12 protein-coding genes are annotated in these 18038 nt (G+C 69.7%); 6 read left to right on the forward strand and 6 right to left on the reverse strand.

Translation table 11 applies throughout. The features are described from left to right. Positions 1-139: 139 nt before the first annotated feature. Entirely contained in the window at positions 140-1192 is a 1053-nt protein-coding gene (locus P5F91_RS09885) for a glycoside hydrolase family 3 N-terminal domain-containing protein (RefSeq protein ID WP_145613593.1), read from the reverse strand. Between the two features lie 282 nt (positions 1193-1474). Between P5F91_RS09885 and P5F91_RS09890 the strand changes: the two genes are divergently transcribed. From P5F91_RS09890 to P5F91_RS09910, 5 genes are all read left to right on the forward strand, one after another. Continuing rightward, the gene (locus tag P5F91_RS09890) at positions 1475-2986 is read left to right on the forward strand and encodes a hypothetical protein (protein ID WP_277907115.1); all 1512 of its coding nucleotides are present in this window, start codon (positions 1475-1477) and stop codon (positions 2984-2986) included. 305 nt (positions 2987-3291) lie between these two features. Beyond that, a complete protein-coding gene (locus P5F91_RS09895) occupies positions 3292-5970 on the forward strand; it encodes a TonB-dependent receptor (protein WP_145613591.1) in 2679 nt (892 codons plus the stop codon). A 364-nt stretch (positions 5971-6334) separates the two neighbouring features. Continuing rightward, positions 6335-8926, forward strand: a complete 2592-nt coding sequence (ptsP, locus tag P5F91_RS09900; protein ID WP_186455002.1) for a phosphoenolpyruvate--protein phosphotransferase — start codon at positions 6335-6337, stop codon at positions 8924-8926. Beyond that, on the forward strand, positions 8926-10683 hold the full coding sequence (gene nagE, locus P5F91_RS09905) for an N-acetylglucosamine-specific PTS transporter subunit IIBC (RefSeq protein ID WP_277907116.1): 1758 nt from the start codon (positions 8926-8928) through the stop codon (positions 10681-10683). Before ptsP ends, nagE begins: the two co-directional genes overlap by 1 nt. Positions 10684-10730: 47 nt before the next feature. Beyond that, positions 10731-12752, forward strand: coding sequence for a beta-N-acetylhexosaminidase (locus tag P5F91_RS09910; protein ID WP_145613589.1), 2022 nt, complete (start codon positions 10731-10733; stop codon positions 12750-12752). Here P5F91_RS09910 and P5F91_RS09915 read toward each other — a convergent pair. Continuing rightward, complete coding sequence (locus P5F91_RS09915) at positions 12749-13666, reverse strand: LysR family transcriptional regulator (protein ID WP_145613588.1); 918 nt, start codon at positions 13664-13666, stop codon at positions 12749-12751. The genes P5F91_RS09910 and P5F91_RS09915 overlap by 4 nt on opposite strands. Before the next feature lie 96 nt (positions 13667-13762). On the opposite strand from P5F91_RS09915, the gene P5F91_RS09920 reads away from it, so the two are divergent. Then, positions 13763-14554 carry an NAD(P)H-dependent oxidoreductase gene (locus P5F91_RS09920; RefSeq protein WP_145613587.1) on the forward strand — a complete coding sequence of 264 codons (792 nt, stop codon included), beginning with the start codon at positions 13763-13765 and terminating at the stop codon, positions 14552-14554. On the opposite strand, the gene P5F91_RS09925 is transcribed toward P5F91_RS09920, so the two are convergent. Genes P5F91_RS09925 through P5F91_RS09940 form a run of 4 tightly spaced genes read right to left on the reverse strand, consistent with a single transcriptional unit; the run spans position 14544 to position 17844 of the window. After that, positions 14544-15470: a branched-chain amino acid ABC transporter permease gene (locus P5F91_RS09925; protein ID WP_277907117.1), complete on the reverse strand. Its 927-nt coding sequence runs from the start codon at positions 15468-15470 to the stop codon at positions 14544-14546. The genes P5F91_RS09920 and P5F91_RS09925 overlap by 11 nt on opposite strands. Then, positions 15470-16339, reverse strand: a complete 870-nt coding sequence (locus P5F91_RS09930) for a branched-chain amino acid ABC transporter permease (protein WP_277907118.1) — start codon at positions 16337-16339, stop codon at positions 15470-15472. Before P5F91_RS09930 ends, P5F91_RS09925 begins: the two co-directional genes overlap by 1 nt. 1 nt (position 16340) lies before the next feature. After that, complete coding sequence (locus P5F91_RS09935; protein ID WP_277907119.1) at positions 16341-17045, reverse strand: ABC transporter ATP-binding protein; 705 nt, start codon at positions 17043-17045, stop codon at positions 16341-16343. Continuing rightward, complete coding sequence (locus tag P5F91_RS09940; RefSeq protein ID WP_277907120.1) at positions 17038-17844, reverse strand: ABC transporter ATP-binding protein; 807 nt, start codon at positions 17842-17844, stop codon at positions 17038-17040. Before P5F91_RS09940 ends, P5F91_RS09935 begins: the two co-directional genes overlap by 8 nt. Positions 17845-18038 lie beyond the last annotated feature (194 nt).

The following is an 18038-nucleotide window of genomic DNA, read 5'->3' on the forward strand; positions in this document are numbered from 1 at the left end:
CCCCAAAGGTACTGAAGCTCCCGGACTGGAGCGCCGCTGGACTCTAATCGGTCTCTGGCGCCCCGTCCCGCCTTTCACTGTCGCCGCCCGGGCCGCCCCAGGCCAGGGCGCAAACTCGTCAGTTTCGTCAGAGCACCGTTTACGCCAGCTGGGCCGCCAGGTCCCGGGCGGCCGCGGCCACGTCGTCGATCAGGCCGCCGGGGGCGCCATGGGCGGGCACGGCCGTGTGGGTCAGGCGCGCCAGGCTGTCGGGCGTCAGGGGGCGGGCGGCGGCCGCGATGGGCCGCCACTCATCCACATCGCCATGGCTGGACAGGCAGATGTCGATGCCCGAGGCCAGCACGGCGGCGCAGCGTTGGGCCAGGGTGCCGGCCAGCGCCTCCATATAGATGCAGTCGGAAATCAGCACGCCGCCGAAGCCGATGCGGCCGCGGATCACCTGCTCCACCACCAAAGGGGAGATGGAGGCGGGGCGGGCGGTGTCCACCGCGCTGAACACGATGTGCGCCACCATGGCCCATGGGCCCGGACCCTGTATCGCCCCTTGGGCCAGCCGGCGGAAGGGCAGGAAGTCGCTGTCGGCCAGGGTGTCCAGGTCGGTGTCCACCACCGGCAGGCGCTCATGGCTGTCCACCATGGCGCGACCGTGGCCGGGAATGTGCTTGATGATGGGGGTGACGCCGGCGGCGATCATGCCGGCCATGAAGGCGCCGGCCAGTTCCGCCACCTCGCCCGGCTTGTCGCTGAAGGCGCGGTCGCCGATGACCTCATGGCTGCCCGGCACTGGCACGTCGGCCAGGGGGGCGCAATCGACGGAAATGCCATGCTGGCGGAGCAGGCTGCCGATGGCCGCGCCATCCAGATGGGCCGCCGCCAGCCCGGCCGCGCGGTCGCGGCGATACAGGGCGCCGATACGGGCGGGCGGGGGGAAGGCCGGCCACACCGGCGGGTCCATGCGCTGGTGCTGTCCCCCCTCATGGTCGATCAGGATGGGGGCGTCCGCACGGCCCACGGCGTCGCGGAAATCATCGCACAGGCGGCGCAGCTGATCGGGTGTACCGCAGTTGCGCTTGAACAGGATCAGGCCCAGCGGGTCGGCGTCGCGGAAGAAGGCCTTCTGGTCGGCCGTCATCTCCAGCCCCGGCACCCCGAAGACGACGGCGAGCGGCGGTTGGCGGGTGCTTACGGTCATGGGACGTCACCTTTTCTGATGCCGTGCGCGGGCGCGGCTAGGCCCCGCGGCGCGGGCGGTGCGCCGGAAGCGGTGGGGGGCGGAATATCGAGGAAATCCGCGCTTCGGCGGGCCGGTCGCGGTCCCCGGCAGGGGAGCCCGGGTAGGCCCTGGCGATCAAGGCCCGCTTTGCGGATTGACGAAATTGACGGTATGCTCGCAGCCGTGCGCCGGTAAAGCCGATTTAAAAACAGTGATGTCGGTGGATTTGGATGTATTCCTGTCCCCAGCAAAAAACAGGGGGTGATCGGGGTGGTCGGGTTTGAGAGGTGGGCTATCAAGGCGCCGGCCAGCCTCGTCACGCTTGCGGTGCTGCTCTGCCTGTCGCTGATGACGGCGCTGTACGCCGTCATGGATCGCACCGACACGGCCGTGGCCACTGCCCGCGACATGGCCGCCCATGATCTCGGCATCCTGTACGAATCCGCGCGCGACCAGAGCGCCGCCTTCTCCAGCACCAGCTTCATCGGCTACAGCGTGGGCCGTTATTACGGCTTCGCCTCCGCCTTCGCGCAGATTTCCCCCAATCCCGAGCGGGCCGCCGCCCTGCTGCGCACCGCCTTCGCGGCGGGCGACGCGCAGCAGCAGGGCGCCTCTTCCGCGCTCGCCCCCTATATGGCTGTGCACGATCGCTTCCACGCCAGCTTCGTGGACATGATCGGCTCTTCCGTTTTCAGCGACCTCTACCTCATCGATCGCCTGGGCCGCGTGGTCTACAGCCTGCGCAAGGACGGTGCGTTCGGCCAGGACCTGAACGACGCCCGCGCCCGCGACACCCCGCTGGGCGAGGTGTTCCGCGAGATCATGGCCCGGCTGCAGAAGGTGGACGACCCCACCCAGGTGCTGGTGGTCACCCCGCCCAAGGATCTGGATGGCGCCACCGCCAGCGATGGGCCGGAGGGAATAGGCATGCTGGTGGCCCGGCCGGTGGTGCGCCATGGCTCGGTGGAGGGTGTCGTGGCCTTCCGCCTGCCGCTGGCCACGGTGGATCGCCGCCTGGGCACCCTGGCACGCCAGGGTGTCGGCTTCACGCTGATCGATGCCGGCGGTCACCCGGCGGACCAGCCGGCGTCGGCCCGTGGCCTGTCTCCTTATGGCGTGTACGGCGTGCCCGGATCGCCGTGGCAGTTCCAGGTGCTGTCCAGCGGCTGGGCCCTGTCGGGCTGGCTGGGCTGGTGGACCTGGGGCTTGACCCTGGCCAGCGCGGCGGCCGGCGGCTGGACCTGGCGCCAGTCCCGCCACGCCGCGCCCAAGGTCCCTGCGGTGGCCGAGGCCCCGGTTCCCGTGGCGCCGCCCGTCGTGGTGCCAGCCCCGGTCACCCCGCCGCCGGTGATCGCCGCCGTCATGCCGGTCCCCGAACCGGTGCTGGAGGCGGCAATGCCGGCGCCCGCCGCGGTGCTGGAGGTTGAGCCGGCCAACGACCTGGACGCCAATGAGGAATTCCGCCGCTGCATCGTCGATGTCATGACCCTGGCGCTGGACTTCTGGCACCACGCCAAGCGCAAGGGGAAGATCGAGCTGGCGGAGGAAAGCGGGCTGTGGCGCGTCTATATGGATCGCAGCTCGCTGCAGACCCGCACGCTGGACAAATACCTGCTGGTGGAAACGCTGCCCCGCAACCCCCGCTGGCGCGATGTGGTGCGCACGGCGGAATTCGTGCTGCGGCATTGCCCCGACGCGGGGGCCGAGCGTGAAGGGGTGCGTGAGGCCCTGGGCCGGCTGAAACAGCACCTGCGGCATGCCGAGCGCATATAGCGTCGCCCAATCCGCCGCCCAGTCCATAAGTAATACATTGTAATGTTACAGGTTTCACCGGCCCCGACAGTCAAAATCCCCGATTTTGCCGTCATTTTCGACATTCTGCCGGAACCAGCCTTTCGCCCCCGCCCCTCTCTCATGCCTGATATGCCGGAACGCACGGTCACCCCGGGTTGCCCCGGTGGGCTCCCCATTCGGGCAAGAGGGGGATGGCGGTGTCTGGTTCCAGGCGTGGTGCCGTCGGTTGGGTCTGACGGTTGGCCGCGCCGGTAAACACAAAAGATGGGCCAGAGGAGGGTTTGATGGGATTTGGGAGAAAGATGCTGCGCGGTTCCGCCAGCGTGGTGGCGGTGCTGGCCATGTCGGCCACGGCCTATGCGGCCGACGCGCCCGCCCCGGCGGCGGACTCCAGCCTTGATGAAATCGTGGTGACGGGCTTCCGCAAGTCGATCCAGGACAGCATCGACGTCAAGCGCGACAAGACCGCCGTGGTCGACGTGGTCAGCGCGGAAGACATCGGCAAGCTGCCCGATAAGAACGTGGCCGACGCGCTGCAGCGCGTGCCCGGCGTCATGATCCAGTCCGCCGCCTCGGGCGAAGGCGGCTTCGACGAGGCCGACCGCGTCAGCATTCGCGGTTCCAGCCCCTCGCTGACCAACACCACGATCAACGGCCACGGCGTGGCCACCGGCGACTGGTTCCTGCTGGACCAGTTCTCCACCGTTGGCCGCTCGGTCAGCTTCTCGCTGCTGCCGTCGGAAATCGTCGACAAGACCCTGGTGTACAAGAGCCAGCAGGCCGACCTGGTCGAGGGCGGCGTCGCCGGCTCCATCGACATCCTCACCCGCAAGCCGCTGGATTTTAAGGACAACTTCACCGCCGCCGCCGATATCGAGGGCGTCTACGGCGACATGGCCGAGAAGGTGTCGCCGCAGTTCAACGGCCTGGTCTCCTGGAAGAACAAGTCCAACACCTTTGGCGTCCTGGCGCAGGCCTTCTATGAGGAACGCGACGTGCAGCGCGAGGGCCAGGAAGTCCTGGGCTATTCGCAGTTCGCCGCTACCGACGCCGCCGTCAAGGCGCACCCGGAGCTGAACGGCGTCTACTACCCCACCCTGATCGGTTCCGCCCTGTTCCAGCAGAAGCGCAAGCGCATGGGCGGCGACATCGATGTGGAGTTCACGCCGACCGACAAGCTGACGGTGGACATCAACGGCTTCTACTCGCACATGGACGCCGACAACTCCAACCGCAACTTCATGTACTGGGGTTCCAGCATCTTCTCGACGCAGCAGGCGGTGCCCACCGCCTACACCGTCAAGAACAACACACTGACCTCGGCCACCACGCCGTCGGTGACCAACGCCATTGTCTACGACCAGATCTCGCGCCCCGGCGCTTCGGCCGAGACGTCCTACATCGACGCCGATGTGACCTACCAGGCGACCGACCGCCTGAGCTTCTCCGGCAAGGTCGGCTACACCTACGGCCTGGGCGACACGCCCAGCGAGCCGGCGTATGAGGCGGTGGCCGCCTCGTCCGCCAGCTACGCCCTGAACGGCCTTTCGGCCCCCGCCACCGTCAATTTCGGCATTCCCACCGGCACCCAGAACGGCAATTACGCCACCGGCTGGGCCTGGACCGACGTGCTGACCGCCGTGGACCAGGAGTATTACGGCCAGCTGGACGCCAAGTATGACGTCAAGTCCGGCATCTGGGACTCGGTGAAGGCCGGCGTGCGCGTCAGCGCCCACCAGCGCAACACCCAGTTCAAGGTGGACGGCGGCTGCTGCGCCAACGGCGGCTGGGGCGTGGCCACGCCCTCGTCCAGCGGCACCTATCCCGCCGGCTTCGGTTCCAACCTGGGCGGTCCGGTCCTCACCAACATCTGGACCCTGTCGAACGACCAGATCGCCGCCTTCTTCAATTCCTACGGTATCGGCAACGCTGATCCCATCAACGGCGCCGATGGCACCTCACGCTATTACTGGCCGGGTTCCTTTAAGGTGTCGGAGACCGACAGCGCCGCCTATGTCATGGCCAATGTCGGCGGCGCCGGCTGGTCGGGCAACTTCGGCGTCCGCTTCGTCGACACCAACCTGACCAGCCTGGTGTATTTCGCCTCCACCGCCGGGGCGCCGGGGGCCATCAACACCTCCGCCTTCGGCCCCTACGTGCCGACCAACATCAGCCACGACTATATCAACGTGCTGCCCAGCGCCAACCTGAAGCTGGAAGTGACGGACGATGTGGTGGCCCACCTGGCGGTGGCCAAGACCATGGCGCGGCCCGACTACAGCGCGCTGGGCGGTTCGGTCAGCCTGAACGACGTTGCCTCCTCCGGCTCGGGCGGCAACCCCGACCTGAAGCCTATCGAGTCCACCAACTACGACGCGTCGCTGGAATGGTACTACGGCCCGCAGTCCCTGCTGTCGTTCGCCGTGTTCTACAACGACATGAACTCGTACGTTACCTACGGCGTCACGCCGCAGACCTTCTATTCCGACTTCTACAAGGCTAACCACACCTACCAGGTGACCCACCCGTTCAACACCTCGGCCAAGAACCGCGGCTTTGAACTGGCGATCCAGCAGCCGATCTACGGCGGCTTCGGCGTCCAGGCCAACTACACCTACGCCTACGGCACCGAGGAGAGTGGCGCGCCCATGATCGGCAACTCCCGTCACACCTACAACCTGACGGGTTATTACGAGAACGACTGGATCAGCGCCCACCTGTCCTACACCTTCCGCTCGCACTTCGTGGTGGGCCTGGACCGCAGCACCCTGGAAAACCAGGATGACTTCGGCACCCTGGACGCCTCGGTCAACATACCGGTCAATGACTACCTCAGCCTGACCTTCTCGGCCCTGAACATCACGGACGAGCTGATGAAGTACTACGCCAACAACACTGACCAGCCGCGCGCCATCTACGACAACGGCCGTCAGTACTACTTCGGCGCCCACTTCAAGTACTGAGGTTCATGAGTGTGTGGCGGCCGGCCCAGGGGACGTTCCCCTGACCCCCGGCCGCCGCCAGTGCCCCGTCGGCTGGTTCGTCACGGACGGCGGGTTGTTTCCGTGAGGGCGTACTTTCTTTGGATTGTGCTCTCGATCTCCCCGAACTTGGAAGGGCCCGGGCGTCCGTCCGGGCCCCTTTTTCCCGGGGCTGGAGTTTCGCGGGATAAGGCGTCCCGCCGCTTGCCCGCTACCGGGGGCGGCGTGCTTTAGTCGGGTTGAATGCCGAAACGGCGCCCCAGGGTGCCGGGAAATGAGGAAAGGCGTGGGCGGTTCGATGGTGGGAAATGGGGCGCCGGCCGGTGCGACGCCGGGAACGGCCAACGTGACGCGGCTCACCTTGCTGGCCCCGCTGGACGGATGGGCGACCCCGCTGGATGAGGTGCCCGATCCCGTCTTCGCCCAGCGCATGATGGGGGAGGGGCTGGCGCTGGACCCGACGGGCGCCACCCTGCGGGCCCCTTGCGACGGCGTGGTGCTGACCGTCCATCGCGCGTGCCACGCCGTGACCTTGCGCGCCGATTGCGGCGTGGAAATCCTGATGCATGTGGGGCTGGAGACCGTGGCCCTGGGCGGCCGGGGCTTCACCGTCCATGTGGCCGAGGGTGCCTTGGTGCGGGCCGGCGACGCCCTGATCGACTTCGACATGGACCTGCTGGCCCGGGAGGCCAAAAGCCTGCTGACCCCGCTGATCATCGCCGGCGGCCCCGCCGCCACGGTGGTGGAGGCCAGGACCGGCGGGCCGGTGCGCGCGGGCGAGGTGCTGCTGACCCTGCTGGTGCAGGGCGACGGCGCCGCCAGCGCCGCCACCGGGGAACGCACCCAGAGTGCGGAACAGTCGGTGGTGCTGCCCCTGGTGCACGGCCTGCACGCCCGGCCCTCCGCCGTGCTGGCTGCCGCCGCCAAGCCTTACGCCGCCGCCGTCTTCCTGGCGGCGCAAGGCCGCCGCGCCAATGCCAAGAGTGCCGTGGCCGCCATGTCGCTGGGCCTGCGCCATGGCGACGCCCTGACCGTGCTGGCGGAGGGCGAGGACGCCGCCGCCGCCGTCGCCGCCGTCGCCGCCGCGATCTCCGCCGGCCTGGGCGAGACACCGGTTCCCCTTGCCGAGGCGCTGCCCGTACCCTCATTGCCCAGTGCCGCCGTGCCGCCGCACGATGAACCGCCGGCGCTGGAGGCCCAGCCACCCTTCGCCCCGGGCGAGACGGCCGTCATCCGCGCCGTCACCGCCGCCCCGGGCCTGGCGCTGGGCCGCGCCTTCCGCCTGCAGGAAGAGGAGGTGGAGGTACCGGCCAGCGGCCTGGGCGCCGAGGCCGAGCAACAGGCCCTGGCCGCCGCTTTGGATCGCGTGCGCGCCCGCCTGGCCGCCGCTGTGGCGCACGCGGAAGAGACGCGCCAGACCCAGCGCCGCGACATCTTCCAGGCGCACCTGGCCATCCTGGACGACCCTGATCTGTTGGACGAGGCGCGCGCTGCCATCACCGCCGGGGTTGCCGCCGGCCCCGCTTGGCGCGCCGCCACCGATCGGTCCGCCGCTGCCCTGCGCGCCCTGGGCAATCCGCGCATGGCGGAGCGGGCCGCCGACCTGATCGACCTGCGCCGCCAGGTCATGCTGGCCCTGGCCGGACGGGAACCGCAGCCGGTGATCCTGCCCCAGGGCGCCATCCTGGTGGCGGAAGAGCTGATGCCCAGCCAGCTCAGCAACCTGGACGCCGGCCGCCTGGCCGGCTTCTGCACCGCGCGCGGCGGTCCCACCAGCCATGTGGCCATCCTGGCGGCCTCCATGGGCGTGCCGGCCCTGGTGGCGGGCGGGGCCGCCGTGCTGCGCATCCCCGATGACGCCCCGCTGATCCTGGACGCCGACCGCGGCCTGCTGCATGTGCAGCCGCCGGCCGACGACCTGGCCAAGCTGGAGCGCGAGACGGCGCGGCGCAAGGTGCTGGCCGAGGCCAACCTGAAGGCGGCGGCCGCCGACTGCGTCATGGCCGACGGCACCCGCATCGAGGTCTACACCAATGTCGGCAAGGTGGCCGACGCGGTGAAGGGGGTGGCCAAGGGGGCGGAGGGCTGCGGCCTGCTACGCACCGAATTCCTGTTCCTGGACCGCCAGACGGCGCCCGATGAGGATGAACAGGCGACCCAATACCAGGCGGTGGCGACGGCCTTGGCCGGCCGGCCGCTGATCATCCGCACCCTGGACGTGGGCGGCGACAAGCCCTTGCCCTACCTGCCCCTGCCGCGGGAAGAGAACCCCATCCTGGGCCTGCGCGGCGTGCGCATCGGCCTGCGCCGGCCGGAGATTTTGCGCACCCAGTTGCGCGCCATCCTGCGCGTCCGCCCGGTGGGCCAATGCCGCATCATGGTGCCCATGGTCGCCACCCTGGATGAGGTGCGGGCCGTGCGCGACATGCTGGACCACGAGCGTGAGGCTCTGGGCCACGCCCCGCCGGTGCAGCTGGGCGTCATGGTGGAAACGCCGGCGGCGGCGGTGACCGCCGACCAGCTGGCCACCGAGGCCGACTTCCTGTCCATCGGCACCAACGACCTGACGCAGTATGTGCTGGCCATGGACCGGGGCAACCCCGACCTGGCCGCCCGCCTGGACGCCCTGCACCCCGCCGTGCTGCGCCTCATCCGCCAGACGGCGGAGGGGGCGGCCAAGCACGGCCGCTGGGTGGGCGTGTGCGGCGCCCTGGCCTCCGACCCCGCCGCCGCCCCCCTGCTTGTGGGCCTGGGCGTGACGGAGCTGTCGGCCACCCCGCCCACCATCCCGGACATTAAGGCCGCCCTGCGCCCGCTGGACAAGGCCGCCTGCGTGGCGCTGGCCACCGAGGCCCTGGCGCAGGAGTCCGCCGCCGCCGTGCGCAGCCTGCTGGCCCGCGCCGGTCTCGCCGTCGCCATCACCGAGGGAGCCGCCTGATGCGCGACCGCTTCGCCCTGATACAGCAGCTGGGCCGCGCCCTCATGCTGCCAATCGCCGTGTTGCCGGTGGCCGGCCTGCTGCTGCGCCTGGGGCAGCCCGACCTGCTGGGCATCCCCTTCATCGCCGCCGCCGGCGAGGCCATCTTCACCAACCTGGGCCTGGTCTTCGCCATCGGCGTGGCGGTGGGCCTGGCGCGGGAGAACAACGGCGCCGCCGGCCTGGCTGGTGTGGTGGGCTTCCTGGTGGCGACGCAGGGGGCGCAGGCCCTGGTGCGTGTGCCGCCCGAGGTGGTGGCCGGCCTCACCGGAACGGCGCTGGACGCTGCCGCCACCAGCTACAAGATCAAGGCGGTAGCCAAGATCGGCGTGCCGGCCGGCATCCTGTCCGGCCTGCTGGCCGGCGGCCTTTACAACCGCTACAGCGAATTGAAGCTGCCGGAGTTCCTGTCCTTCTTCGGCGGCCGGCGCTTCGTGCCCATCGCCACCGGCTTCGCCGGGCTGGGCTTGGCGCTCATCTTCGGCTTCGGCTGGCCGGTTCTGGAGGCCGGGCTGGACGGGCTCAGCCGCGCCGTGCTGTCGGCCGGCGATGTCGGCCTGTTCCTCTACGGCCTGCTGAACCGGGTGCTGATCATCACCGGCCTGCACCACATCCTGAACAATGTCGCCTGGTTCATCCTGGGCGATTACCAGGGCGCGACCGGCGACCTGAAACGCTTCTTCGCCGGCGACCCCACGGCCGGCGGCTTCATGGCCGGCTATTTCCCCGTCATGATGTTCGGCCTGCCGGCGGCCTGCCTGGCCATGTACCGCGCGGCCAAGCCCGAACGGCGGGCGGCCATCGGCGGCATGCTGCTGTCCATGGCGCTGACCGCCTTCCTGACCGGCGTGACCGAGCCCATCGAGTTCACCTTCATGTTCGTGGCCCCGCCCCTCTACGCCTTGCACGCCGTGCTGACTGGCCTGGCCATGGTGGTGATGGACGTGCTGGGGGTGAAGCTGGGCTTCACCTTCTCCGCCGGGCTGGTCGACTACGTCGTCAATTTCGGCAAGGCGACGCGGCCCCTGCTGCTGCTGCCCGTGGGTGCCGCCTACTTCGCCGTCTATTACGCCGCCTTCGCCTTCGTCATCCGCCGCTTCGACCTCAAGACCTTGGGACGGGAAGATGCGCCGGTGGCGGTCGTGTCCACCCAAGCGCTGGCCGAGCAGGGTCGGGGCGGCGGCTTTGTCGTGGCCCTTGGCGGCGCCGGCAACATCCGTACCGTGGACGCCTGCACCACCCGCCTGCGCCTGGTGCTGGCCGACAACCGCGCGGTGGATGAGGCGGCGCTGACGGCCCTGGGCTCCCGCGGCGTGGTCCGCCCCAACGCCACCGCCTTGCAGGTGGTGCTGGGCCCCGTGGCCGACCAGGTGGCGGGCGAGATCCGTAAGGCCCTGACCCATCTGCCGGCGGGCGGCGCGCTTGCTGTCGCCGTTGCGGTGGAGGAACCGGCGCCGGCCACCGCTCCGGCCCCCTTGCCGGATGTTGCCGCCGTGCTGGCGGCCCTGGGCGGTACGGGCAACGTCCAGGCGGTGGAGGCCCGCGCCACCCGCCTGTTGCTGGGGGTCGCCGACGCCGCCGGCGTGGACGAGGGGCGCTTGCTGTCCCTGGGCCTGCGCGGTGTGGCCCGGGTCGGCTCCGGCCGCCTGCACCTGCTGCTGGGGGGGCCCGCCGCCCCGCTGGCCGATGCCTTGACCCACGCCATGGCCCGGGGCTGACGGCCCACCCCCATCCACGATTCCGCTTTCCTCAGGGACGCTTACCCATGCGATTGAAGGCCTTGCTTGTCTCCGGCGTGACCCTGATGGCCGCCAGCGTCGGTTCCGCCGCGTACGCCCAGCCGGCGGCGCTCATGCCCCTGCCGGCGGCCATGAGCGCGGGCACGGGGCAGTTGCTGGTGGATGGCGGTTTCACCGTGGCGTTGGCGGGGCCCGCCGATCCGCACTTGACCGCGGCGGCCCACACCCTGATCCAGCGCCTGGCCGCCAAGACCGGGCAGTTCCTGGCCGGCACGCCGACAGCGAGGGGGAAGGCGACCCTGATGCTGACCGTCACGGGCGTCAGCGCCGCCGTGCCGGCGCCCAAGGAGGATGAGGCCTACACCCTGACGGTGACGCCAACCGGCGCCAGCATCACGGCCGCCACATCCGTCGGCATCAACCGGGGCATCGCCACCTTCGCCCAGCTGGTGGCCAACGGGCCCCAGGGCTGGGCCGTACCGGCGGTCACCATCCATGACCAGCCGCGCTTCCCCTGGCGCGGCCTGCTGTTGGACGTGTCGCGCCACTTCATGCCCATCGCCACGGTGGAACGCACCATCGACCTGATGCAGGCGGTGAAGCTGAACGTGCTGCACTGGCATCTGGCCGACAACCAGGGCTTCCGCGTGGAAAGCAAGGTCTTCCCCAAGCTGCATCAGCTGGGGTCGGACGGCGACTTCTACACCCAGGACCAGGTGCGCCAGGTCATCCGCTACGCCGCCGACCGGGGCATCCGCGTGGTGCCGGAATTCGACATGCCGGGGCACACCACCGCCTGGCTGGTGGGTTATCCGGAACTGGCCAGCGCGCCCGGCCCCTACGCCATCGAGCGGCACTGGGGCGTCTTCGATCCCGCGCTGGACCCGACGCGCGACAGCACCTATCAGTTCCTGGATCGTCTCGTTGGCGAAATGACCGCGTTGTTCCCCGATCCTTACTTCCACATCGGCGGGGATGAGGTGAACGGCGAACAGTGGAAGGCCAGCCCTGCCGTCCAGGCCTATATGAAGGCCCATGGCCTGACGGACACCGCCGCCTTGCAGGCCCTGTTCACCACCAAGGTACAGGCCATCGTCGCCCGCCACGGCAAACACGCCATCGGCTGGGATGAGATCATGGACGGCGACATGCCCAAGGACGTGGTGGTGCAGTCCTGGCGGGATACGGAATCGCTGAAGAAGGCGGCGCTGGCCGGCCACGCCGGCATCCTGTCCGCCCCCTATTATCTGGATTTGAGCTGGCCGGCCGGCCGCCACTACGCTGCCGATCCTATGCCGGAGAACCTGCCGGCGGGGTTGGAAGGCCTTATCCTGGGCGGTGAGGCCTGCGCCTGGAGCGAGCGGCTGTCACCGGAGAACCTGGACATCCGCCTATGGCCCCGCGCCGCCGTGGTGGCGGAAAAGCTGTGGTCGCCCAAGGATATGACGGCCGATGTCCCGGCCATGTACGCGCGTCTGGACCGTGTGGCCGATGACTTGGCCTTTGCCGGCTCGCGGCACAGGGCGGCGAATGAGGCCATGCTGGCCCGGGTGGCGGGGCCGGCGGGGGGTGGCGCCCTGTGGCCCCTGGCTCAGGCGGTGGAGCCGCTGAAGGACTATAACCGCTCCACCCAGCGGCCGGACGCCGTGCAGTCCACGCCCCTGAACCGCCTGGTGGACGCGATCCCGGCGGAAAGCGCCGTGGCGCGGGAGTTTGGGCTGGCAGTGGACCGTCTCATCGCCCAGCCCGGCGACATCATCGCCCGGACGCAGGTGCGGGGCCTGCTGGAGCGGTGGCAGACGGCGGAGACATTGCTGGCCCCCTACCGCCAGGCTACGCCGTTGCTGGCGGAACTGGCCGCGCCGGCGGCCAAGCTGACCCGCCTGGCCGCGGCGGGGCTGGCCGCCGCCGATGCCGTGGCCACGGGCAAGCCCCTGGCCGACCGCGCCGCGGCGGACAAGGCGCTGGCGGAGGCGGTTGAACCTGGCGCCGAGTTGGAGTTCGCCATCCTGCCGGCGGTGGCCAGGCTGGTGAAGGCTGCGCGCTAATGCTCCATCCCCGGGATGCCCGGCACGGCGTCCGCCAGGAAGTCGATCAGCAGGCGGACGCGGGCGATGCCCGCCCGTTCCGGCACGATCAGCATGTTGAAGGGCACCGGCGGCGGACTATGGCCGGGCAGGACGATCTCCACCCGGCCATCGGCCAGCAGGTCATCCACCAGCCAGTGGTGGGTGGGGCCGATGCCCCGGCCGGCCGCCAGCGCCTCGCGCGCGCCCAGGCCATGGTCGACGCGGAAGCGTCCGCCCGCCGGCACCTCCGTCAGGCCGCCATTGGGTCCGTGCAGCACCAGGGTATCGCTGCCGGACACGTTGGACATGCGGACGATGTCATGGCCTGCCAGGTCCTGCGGCCGGGTGGGCCGGCCCCGCCGCGCCAGATAGCCCGGCGAGGCCATCAGCGATCGGCGTGAACGGCCCAGGGGCTTCAGCTTCAGGGTGCTGTCGGTCAGTGGGCCGAGGCGCAGCGCGATGTCCACGCCTTCCCGCACTAGATCTACTCGCTCATCCGTCAGGTTCAGGTCGATGCCGATGTCCGGGTGACGATCCTGGAAGGCGAACAGCAGGCGGCTGATATGGCGCACGCCCAGGGCCGCCGTGCAGGATAGGCGGATGGTGCCGGCCGCGCCCTGCCGGCCACCACGCGCCTCATCCGACGCCTGATCCACCAGTCGCAGGATCTGGGCGCACTGGGCGTGATAGCGCGCGCCTTCCTCCGTCGGTGTGACGCGCCGGGTGGTGCGGCTCAAGAGGGGCACGCCCACCGCCTCTTCCAGCTCGCGCAGCTGGCGGGTGACGGTGGACTGGCCCACGCCCAGTTCGCGGGCCACGGCCGACAAATTGCCCCGCTCCGCCACGCGGACGAAAGTGCGCATGCGCTCTAGCGTGACGCCGGACTTATCCATAATTCGGCAAGATCTTATGCATTGCCTATCTGTAGCGCATGGATGGGATCAGGTCTACCTGAGGCGTCGGTTCGCTAATCCGGAGCACTGACCCAAATGAACGTCCTCATCGTCTTCGCCCATCCCGATCCCCGATCCCTGAACGGCGCGTTGCGTGACGTCGCGGTGGCCGAACTCGAGGCCCAGGGCCACACGGTCCAGGTATCCGACCTCCACGCCATGGGGTGGAAGGCCGTGGTCGACCACGCCGACTTCCCCGACCTTAAGCCTGAGGATCGCCTGGTGCCGGTGCTGGCGTCGCGTGATGGTTATGCCGCCGGCCGGTTGACGGCCGACGTGCTGGCGGAGCAGGAAAAGCTGCGCTGGGCCGACATGCTGATCCTGCAGTTCCCCCTCTGGTGGTTCACCATGCCGGCCATCCTGAAGGGCTGGGTTGATCGCGTGTTCGCCTACGGTTTCGCCTATGGCGTGGGCGAACACAGCGACCGTCGCTGGGGCGACCGCTATGGCGAGGGCGTCTTCCAGGGCAGGCGCGCCATGGTCATCACCACCGCCGGCGGCTGGGCACCGCACTACGGCCCGCGCGGGATCAACGGCCCCATCGACGACCTGCTGTTCCCCATCCACCATGGCATCCTCTACTACCCCGGCTACGCCGTCCTGCCGCCCTTCGTCCTGTACCAGGCGGATCGGCTGGACGCGGCGGGCTTCGAGCGCGAGGCCGAGCGTCTGCGGGAACGCCTGCGCACCTTGGAGCAGACGGCTCCCATCCCCTATCGGCAGCAGAACGGTGGGGACTACCGGATCCCCAGCATGGAACTGCGGGAGGGGCTCAGTGAGGGCGCAACCGGCTTCGGGGTGCATCTGCGAGAGGGGGTCAAATCCTGATCTTCAGCCGCGCCCCGATCTCCCCCACCAGGCCCCGGCGGAAGACCAGCACGCAGGCGATGAAGACGGCGCCGATCACGGCGGCGACGGGCAGGCCGCTGGTGGCCAGAGCGCTTTCCAGGCCCACGGACAGGAAGGCGCCCACGGCGGGGCCGGCCACGGTGCCGATGCCGCCCAGCAGGGTCATCAGCACCACCTCGCCCGACATCTGCCACTGTACGTCGGCCAGCGTGGCGATCTGGAAGACCAGGGCCTTGGTGCCGCCGGCCAGGCCCGCCAGCGTGGCCGACAGCACGAAGGCCGTCAGCTTGTAGCGGTCGACCTCATAGCCCAGCGACCGGGCGCGGGCCTCGTTGTCGCGCACCGCCTTCAGCACCTGGCCGAAGGGCGAATGAATGATGCGATAAAGCGCCAGGTGGCCCAGGGCCGCGATGGCCAGCACGGCGTAATAGGCGCTGGTGGGCTGGCCAAGGTCGACCAGGCCCAACAGGCGGCCCTGGGGGACACCCTGGATGCCGTCCTCACCGCCGGTGAAGGGGGCTTGCAGGAACAGGAAGAACAGCATCTGCGCCAGCGCCAGCGTGGTCATGGCGAAATAGATGCCCTGGCGGCGGATGGCCAGCGCGCCCATGGCCAGGCCCAGCAGGGCGGCCGCCAGCGTGCCACCGAGGATGGCCAGTTCCGGCGGCCAGGCCCACACCTTGGCGGCATGGGCGGTGACATAGGCCGCCCCGCCGAAGAAGGCGGCATGCCCGAAGGACAGCAGGCCGGCGTAGCCCAGCAGCAGGTTGAAGGCGGCGGCGAATAGGGCGAAGCACAGCGCCTTCATCAGGAAGGCGGGGTAGACCACCCAAGGGGCGGCCAACAGCAGGGCCAGGGCGGCCAGGGCCAGGAGGGCGAGGGGAGGGAGGCGCATCAGTTTACCCGCCCAAACAGCCCGGCGGGGCGGACCATCAGCACCAGTGCCATGATGACGAACACCACGATGTTGGCGGCGGGGGGATAGAACACCTTGGTCATGCCCTCGGCCAGGCCCAGGCCATAGCCGCTGAGGATGGCCCCAGACAGGGACCCCATGCCGCCGATGACCACCACGGCGAAGACGACGATGATCAGATTGCTGCCCATCAGGGGGTTGGCCTGATAGACGGGGGCGGCCATGACCCCGGCGAAGGCTGCCAGCGCCACCGCCACGCCGAAGGTGACGGTGACCAGCAGCGGTACGTTCAGGCCCAGGGCCTGGGCGACGTCCGGCCGTTCCGTGGCCGCGCGCAGGCGGGCGCCCAGGGCGGTGCGCTCAATGGCCAGCCAGGTGGCCAGGCAGACGACGATGGAGGCCGCGACCACCCAGCCGCGATAGAGCGGCAGGAACATGAAGCCCAGGTTGACGCCCCCCTGCAGCGCCTCCGGCACGGGATAAGGCTGACCGGAGGACCCGTAGACCTGCCGGAAGGTGCCTTCCAGCACCAGAGCCAGGCCGAAGGTGGCCAGCAGGCCGTACAGCGGATCCAGGCCGGCCAGGCGCTTCAGCATCAGCCGCTCCACCCCCATGCCCAGCAGCCCCATCGCCAGGGGCACCAGCACCAGGGCCGGCCAGTAGCCGACGTCCAGGTAGGTCGCCAAGCCCCAGGCGGCGAAGGCGCCCACCATGTAGAAGGCGCCATGGGCGAAATTGATGATGCCCAGCACGCCGAAGATGACGGCCAGGCCCAGGCTCAGCAGGGCGTAGAAGGCGCCGTTGATGAGGCCCAGCAGCAGCTGTCCCGACAGAACCTGAACGGACATCTCACACCCCCAGGAAGCGGTCCAGCCGGCCGGGGTCGGCGGCCAGCTCGGCGTTGTCAAGACTGTCCACCACCCGGCCGTTTTCCATGACGATGTGGCGGTCGGCCACGGATGCCGCGAAATGCACGTTCTGCTCCACCAGCAGCACTGTGTATCCCCGGCTCTTCAGATCGCGAAGGATCGCGCCGATCTGCTGCACAATGACGGGGGCCAGGCCCTCCGTCGGTTCGTCCAGCAGCAGCAGGCGGGCCCCGGTGCGAAGGGCGCGGGCGATGGCCAGCATCTGCTGCTCCCCGCCCGACAGTTTGGTGCCGGGGCTGGCGCGCCGCTCCCTCAAGGGCGGGAACAGGGCTTGGATCTCATCGTCGCACAAGCCCCCCTCGCGTCCCCGGGGCGGCAGGGCCAGGTTCTCCGCCACCGACAGGCTGGCGAAGATGCCCCGGTCGTCCGGGACATAACCAATGCCGGCCCGGGCGATGCGGTGCGGGGGCAGGCCGATCAACTGCCGGTCGCCCAGCAGAATGGAACCGCCGCGGCGGGGCAGCAGGCCCATGATGGCGCGCAGGGTGCTGGTCTTGCCCGCGCCATTGCGGCCAACCAGGGTCACGACCTCCCCCGCCTGGACGTTGAACGCCACGCCGTGCAGCACATGGCTGTCGCCGTAATGGCCGTCCAGGCCGCTGACCGACAGCACCGTCTCAGGCATGCCCGGTCCCCATGTAGGCCTCGCGCACCGCGCGGTCGGCGGCGATGTCGGCGTAGCTGCCCTCGGCCAGGATTTCCCCCCGCTGCAGCACGGTGATGCGGTCCGACAGGTCGGCGACCACGCCCAGGTTGTGCTCCACCATCACCACCGTCCGCCGGCCCTTTTCCCGCTGCGCCGCGCGGCGGATCAGGGCGGCGGTGCGGGCCACGTCCTCCCGTCCCATGCCGGCCAGCGGTTCGTCCAGCAGCAGCACGTCGGGATCCAGCGCCAGGGTGGTGGCGATCTCCAGCGCCTTCTTGGCGCCATAGGGCAGGGTGCCGGCCGCTTCCTGGGCGCGCGCCTCCAGCCCGACCTCGGCCAGCAGGGCCAACGCCTGGTCGTTCAGCGCGGCCAGTGTGGATTCCGGCCGCCAGAAGTGGAAACGGCCGGGTGTGCGCCGCTGCAGCGCCACGCGCACATTCTCCAGCGCCGACAGGTGGGGGAAGGTGGCGGATATCTGGAAGGACCGGCCTATGCCCCGCCGGGCGATGGCGGCCGGGCTGGCGCCGGTGATGTCCACGCCGTCATGCAGAATGTGGCCGGATGTCGGCGCCAGGAACTTGGTCAGCAGGTTGAACACGGTGGTCTTGCCGGCGCCGTTGGGGCCGATCAGGGCATGGATGGTCCCCCGGCGCACGGTGAAGTCCAGGTCGCGCACGGCGGTGAAACCCTGGAAGGACTTGGTCAGTCCCCGTGTCTCCAGGACCACGTCCGGTATCGGATCCACCACTGGGGGGTCCGTCATTGCGGGGTCGGTCATCGGGCCTGCCCTGTCGCGCATCCTGGCCGGCAGTGTCCGCCGGGTCTTTGGTCTCCCGCGGTCATTAGGCCCAGGGCAACAAGATATTTCAAGGTGTTGCATTCCCGGATCGTCCGGGATGCGGCATAGTGGTGGGCAGCGGCGCCGGGATCGGCAGGGTCGGGCGTCGACCATAACGATATCGGGAGGAAGCG

Source organism: Nitrospirillum amazonense (assembly GCF_029594735.1).
Classification (GTDB): domain Bacteria; phylum Pseudomonadota; class Alphaproteobacteria; order Azospirillales; family Azospirillaceae; genus Nitrospirillum; species Nitrospirillum amazonense.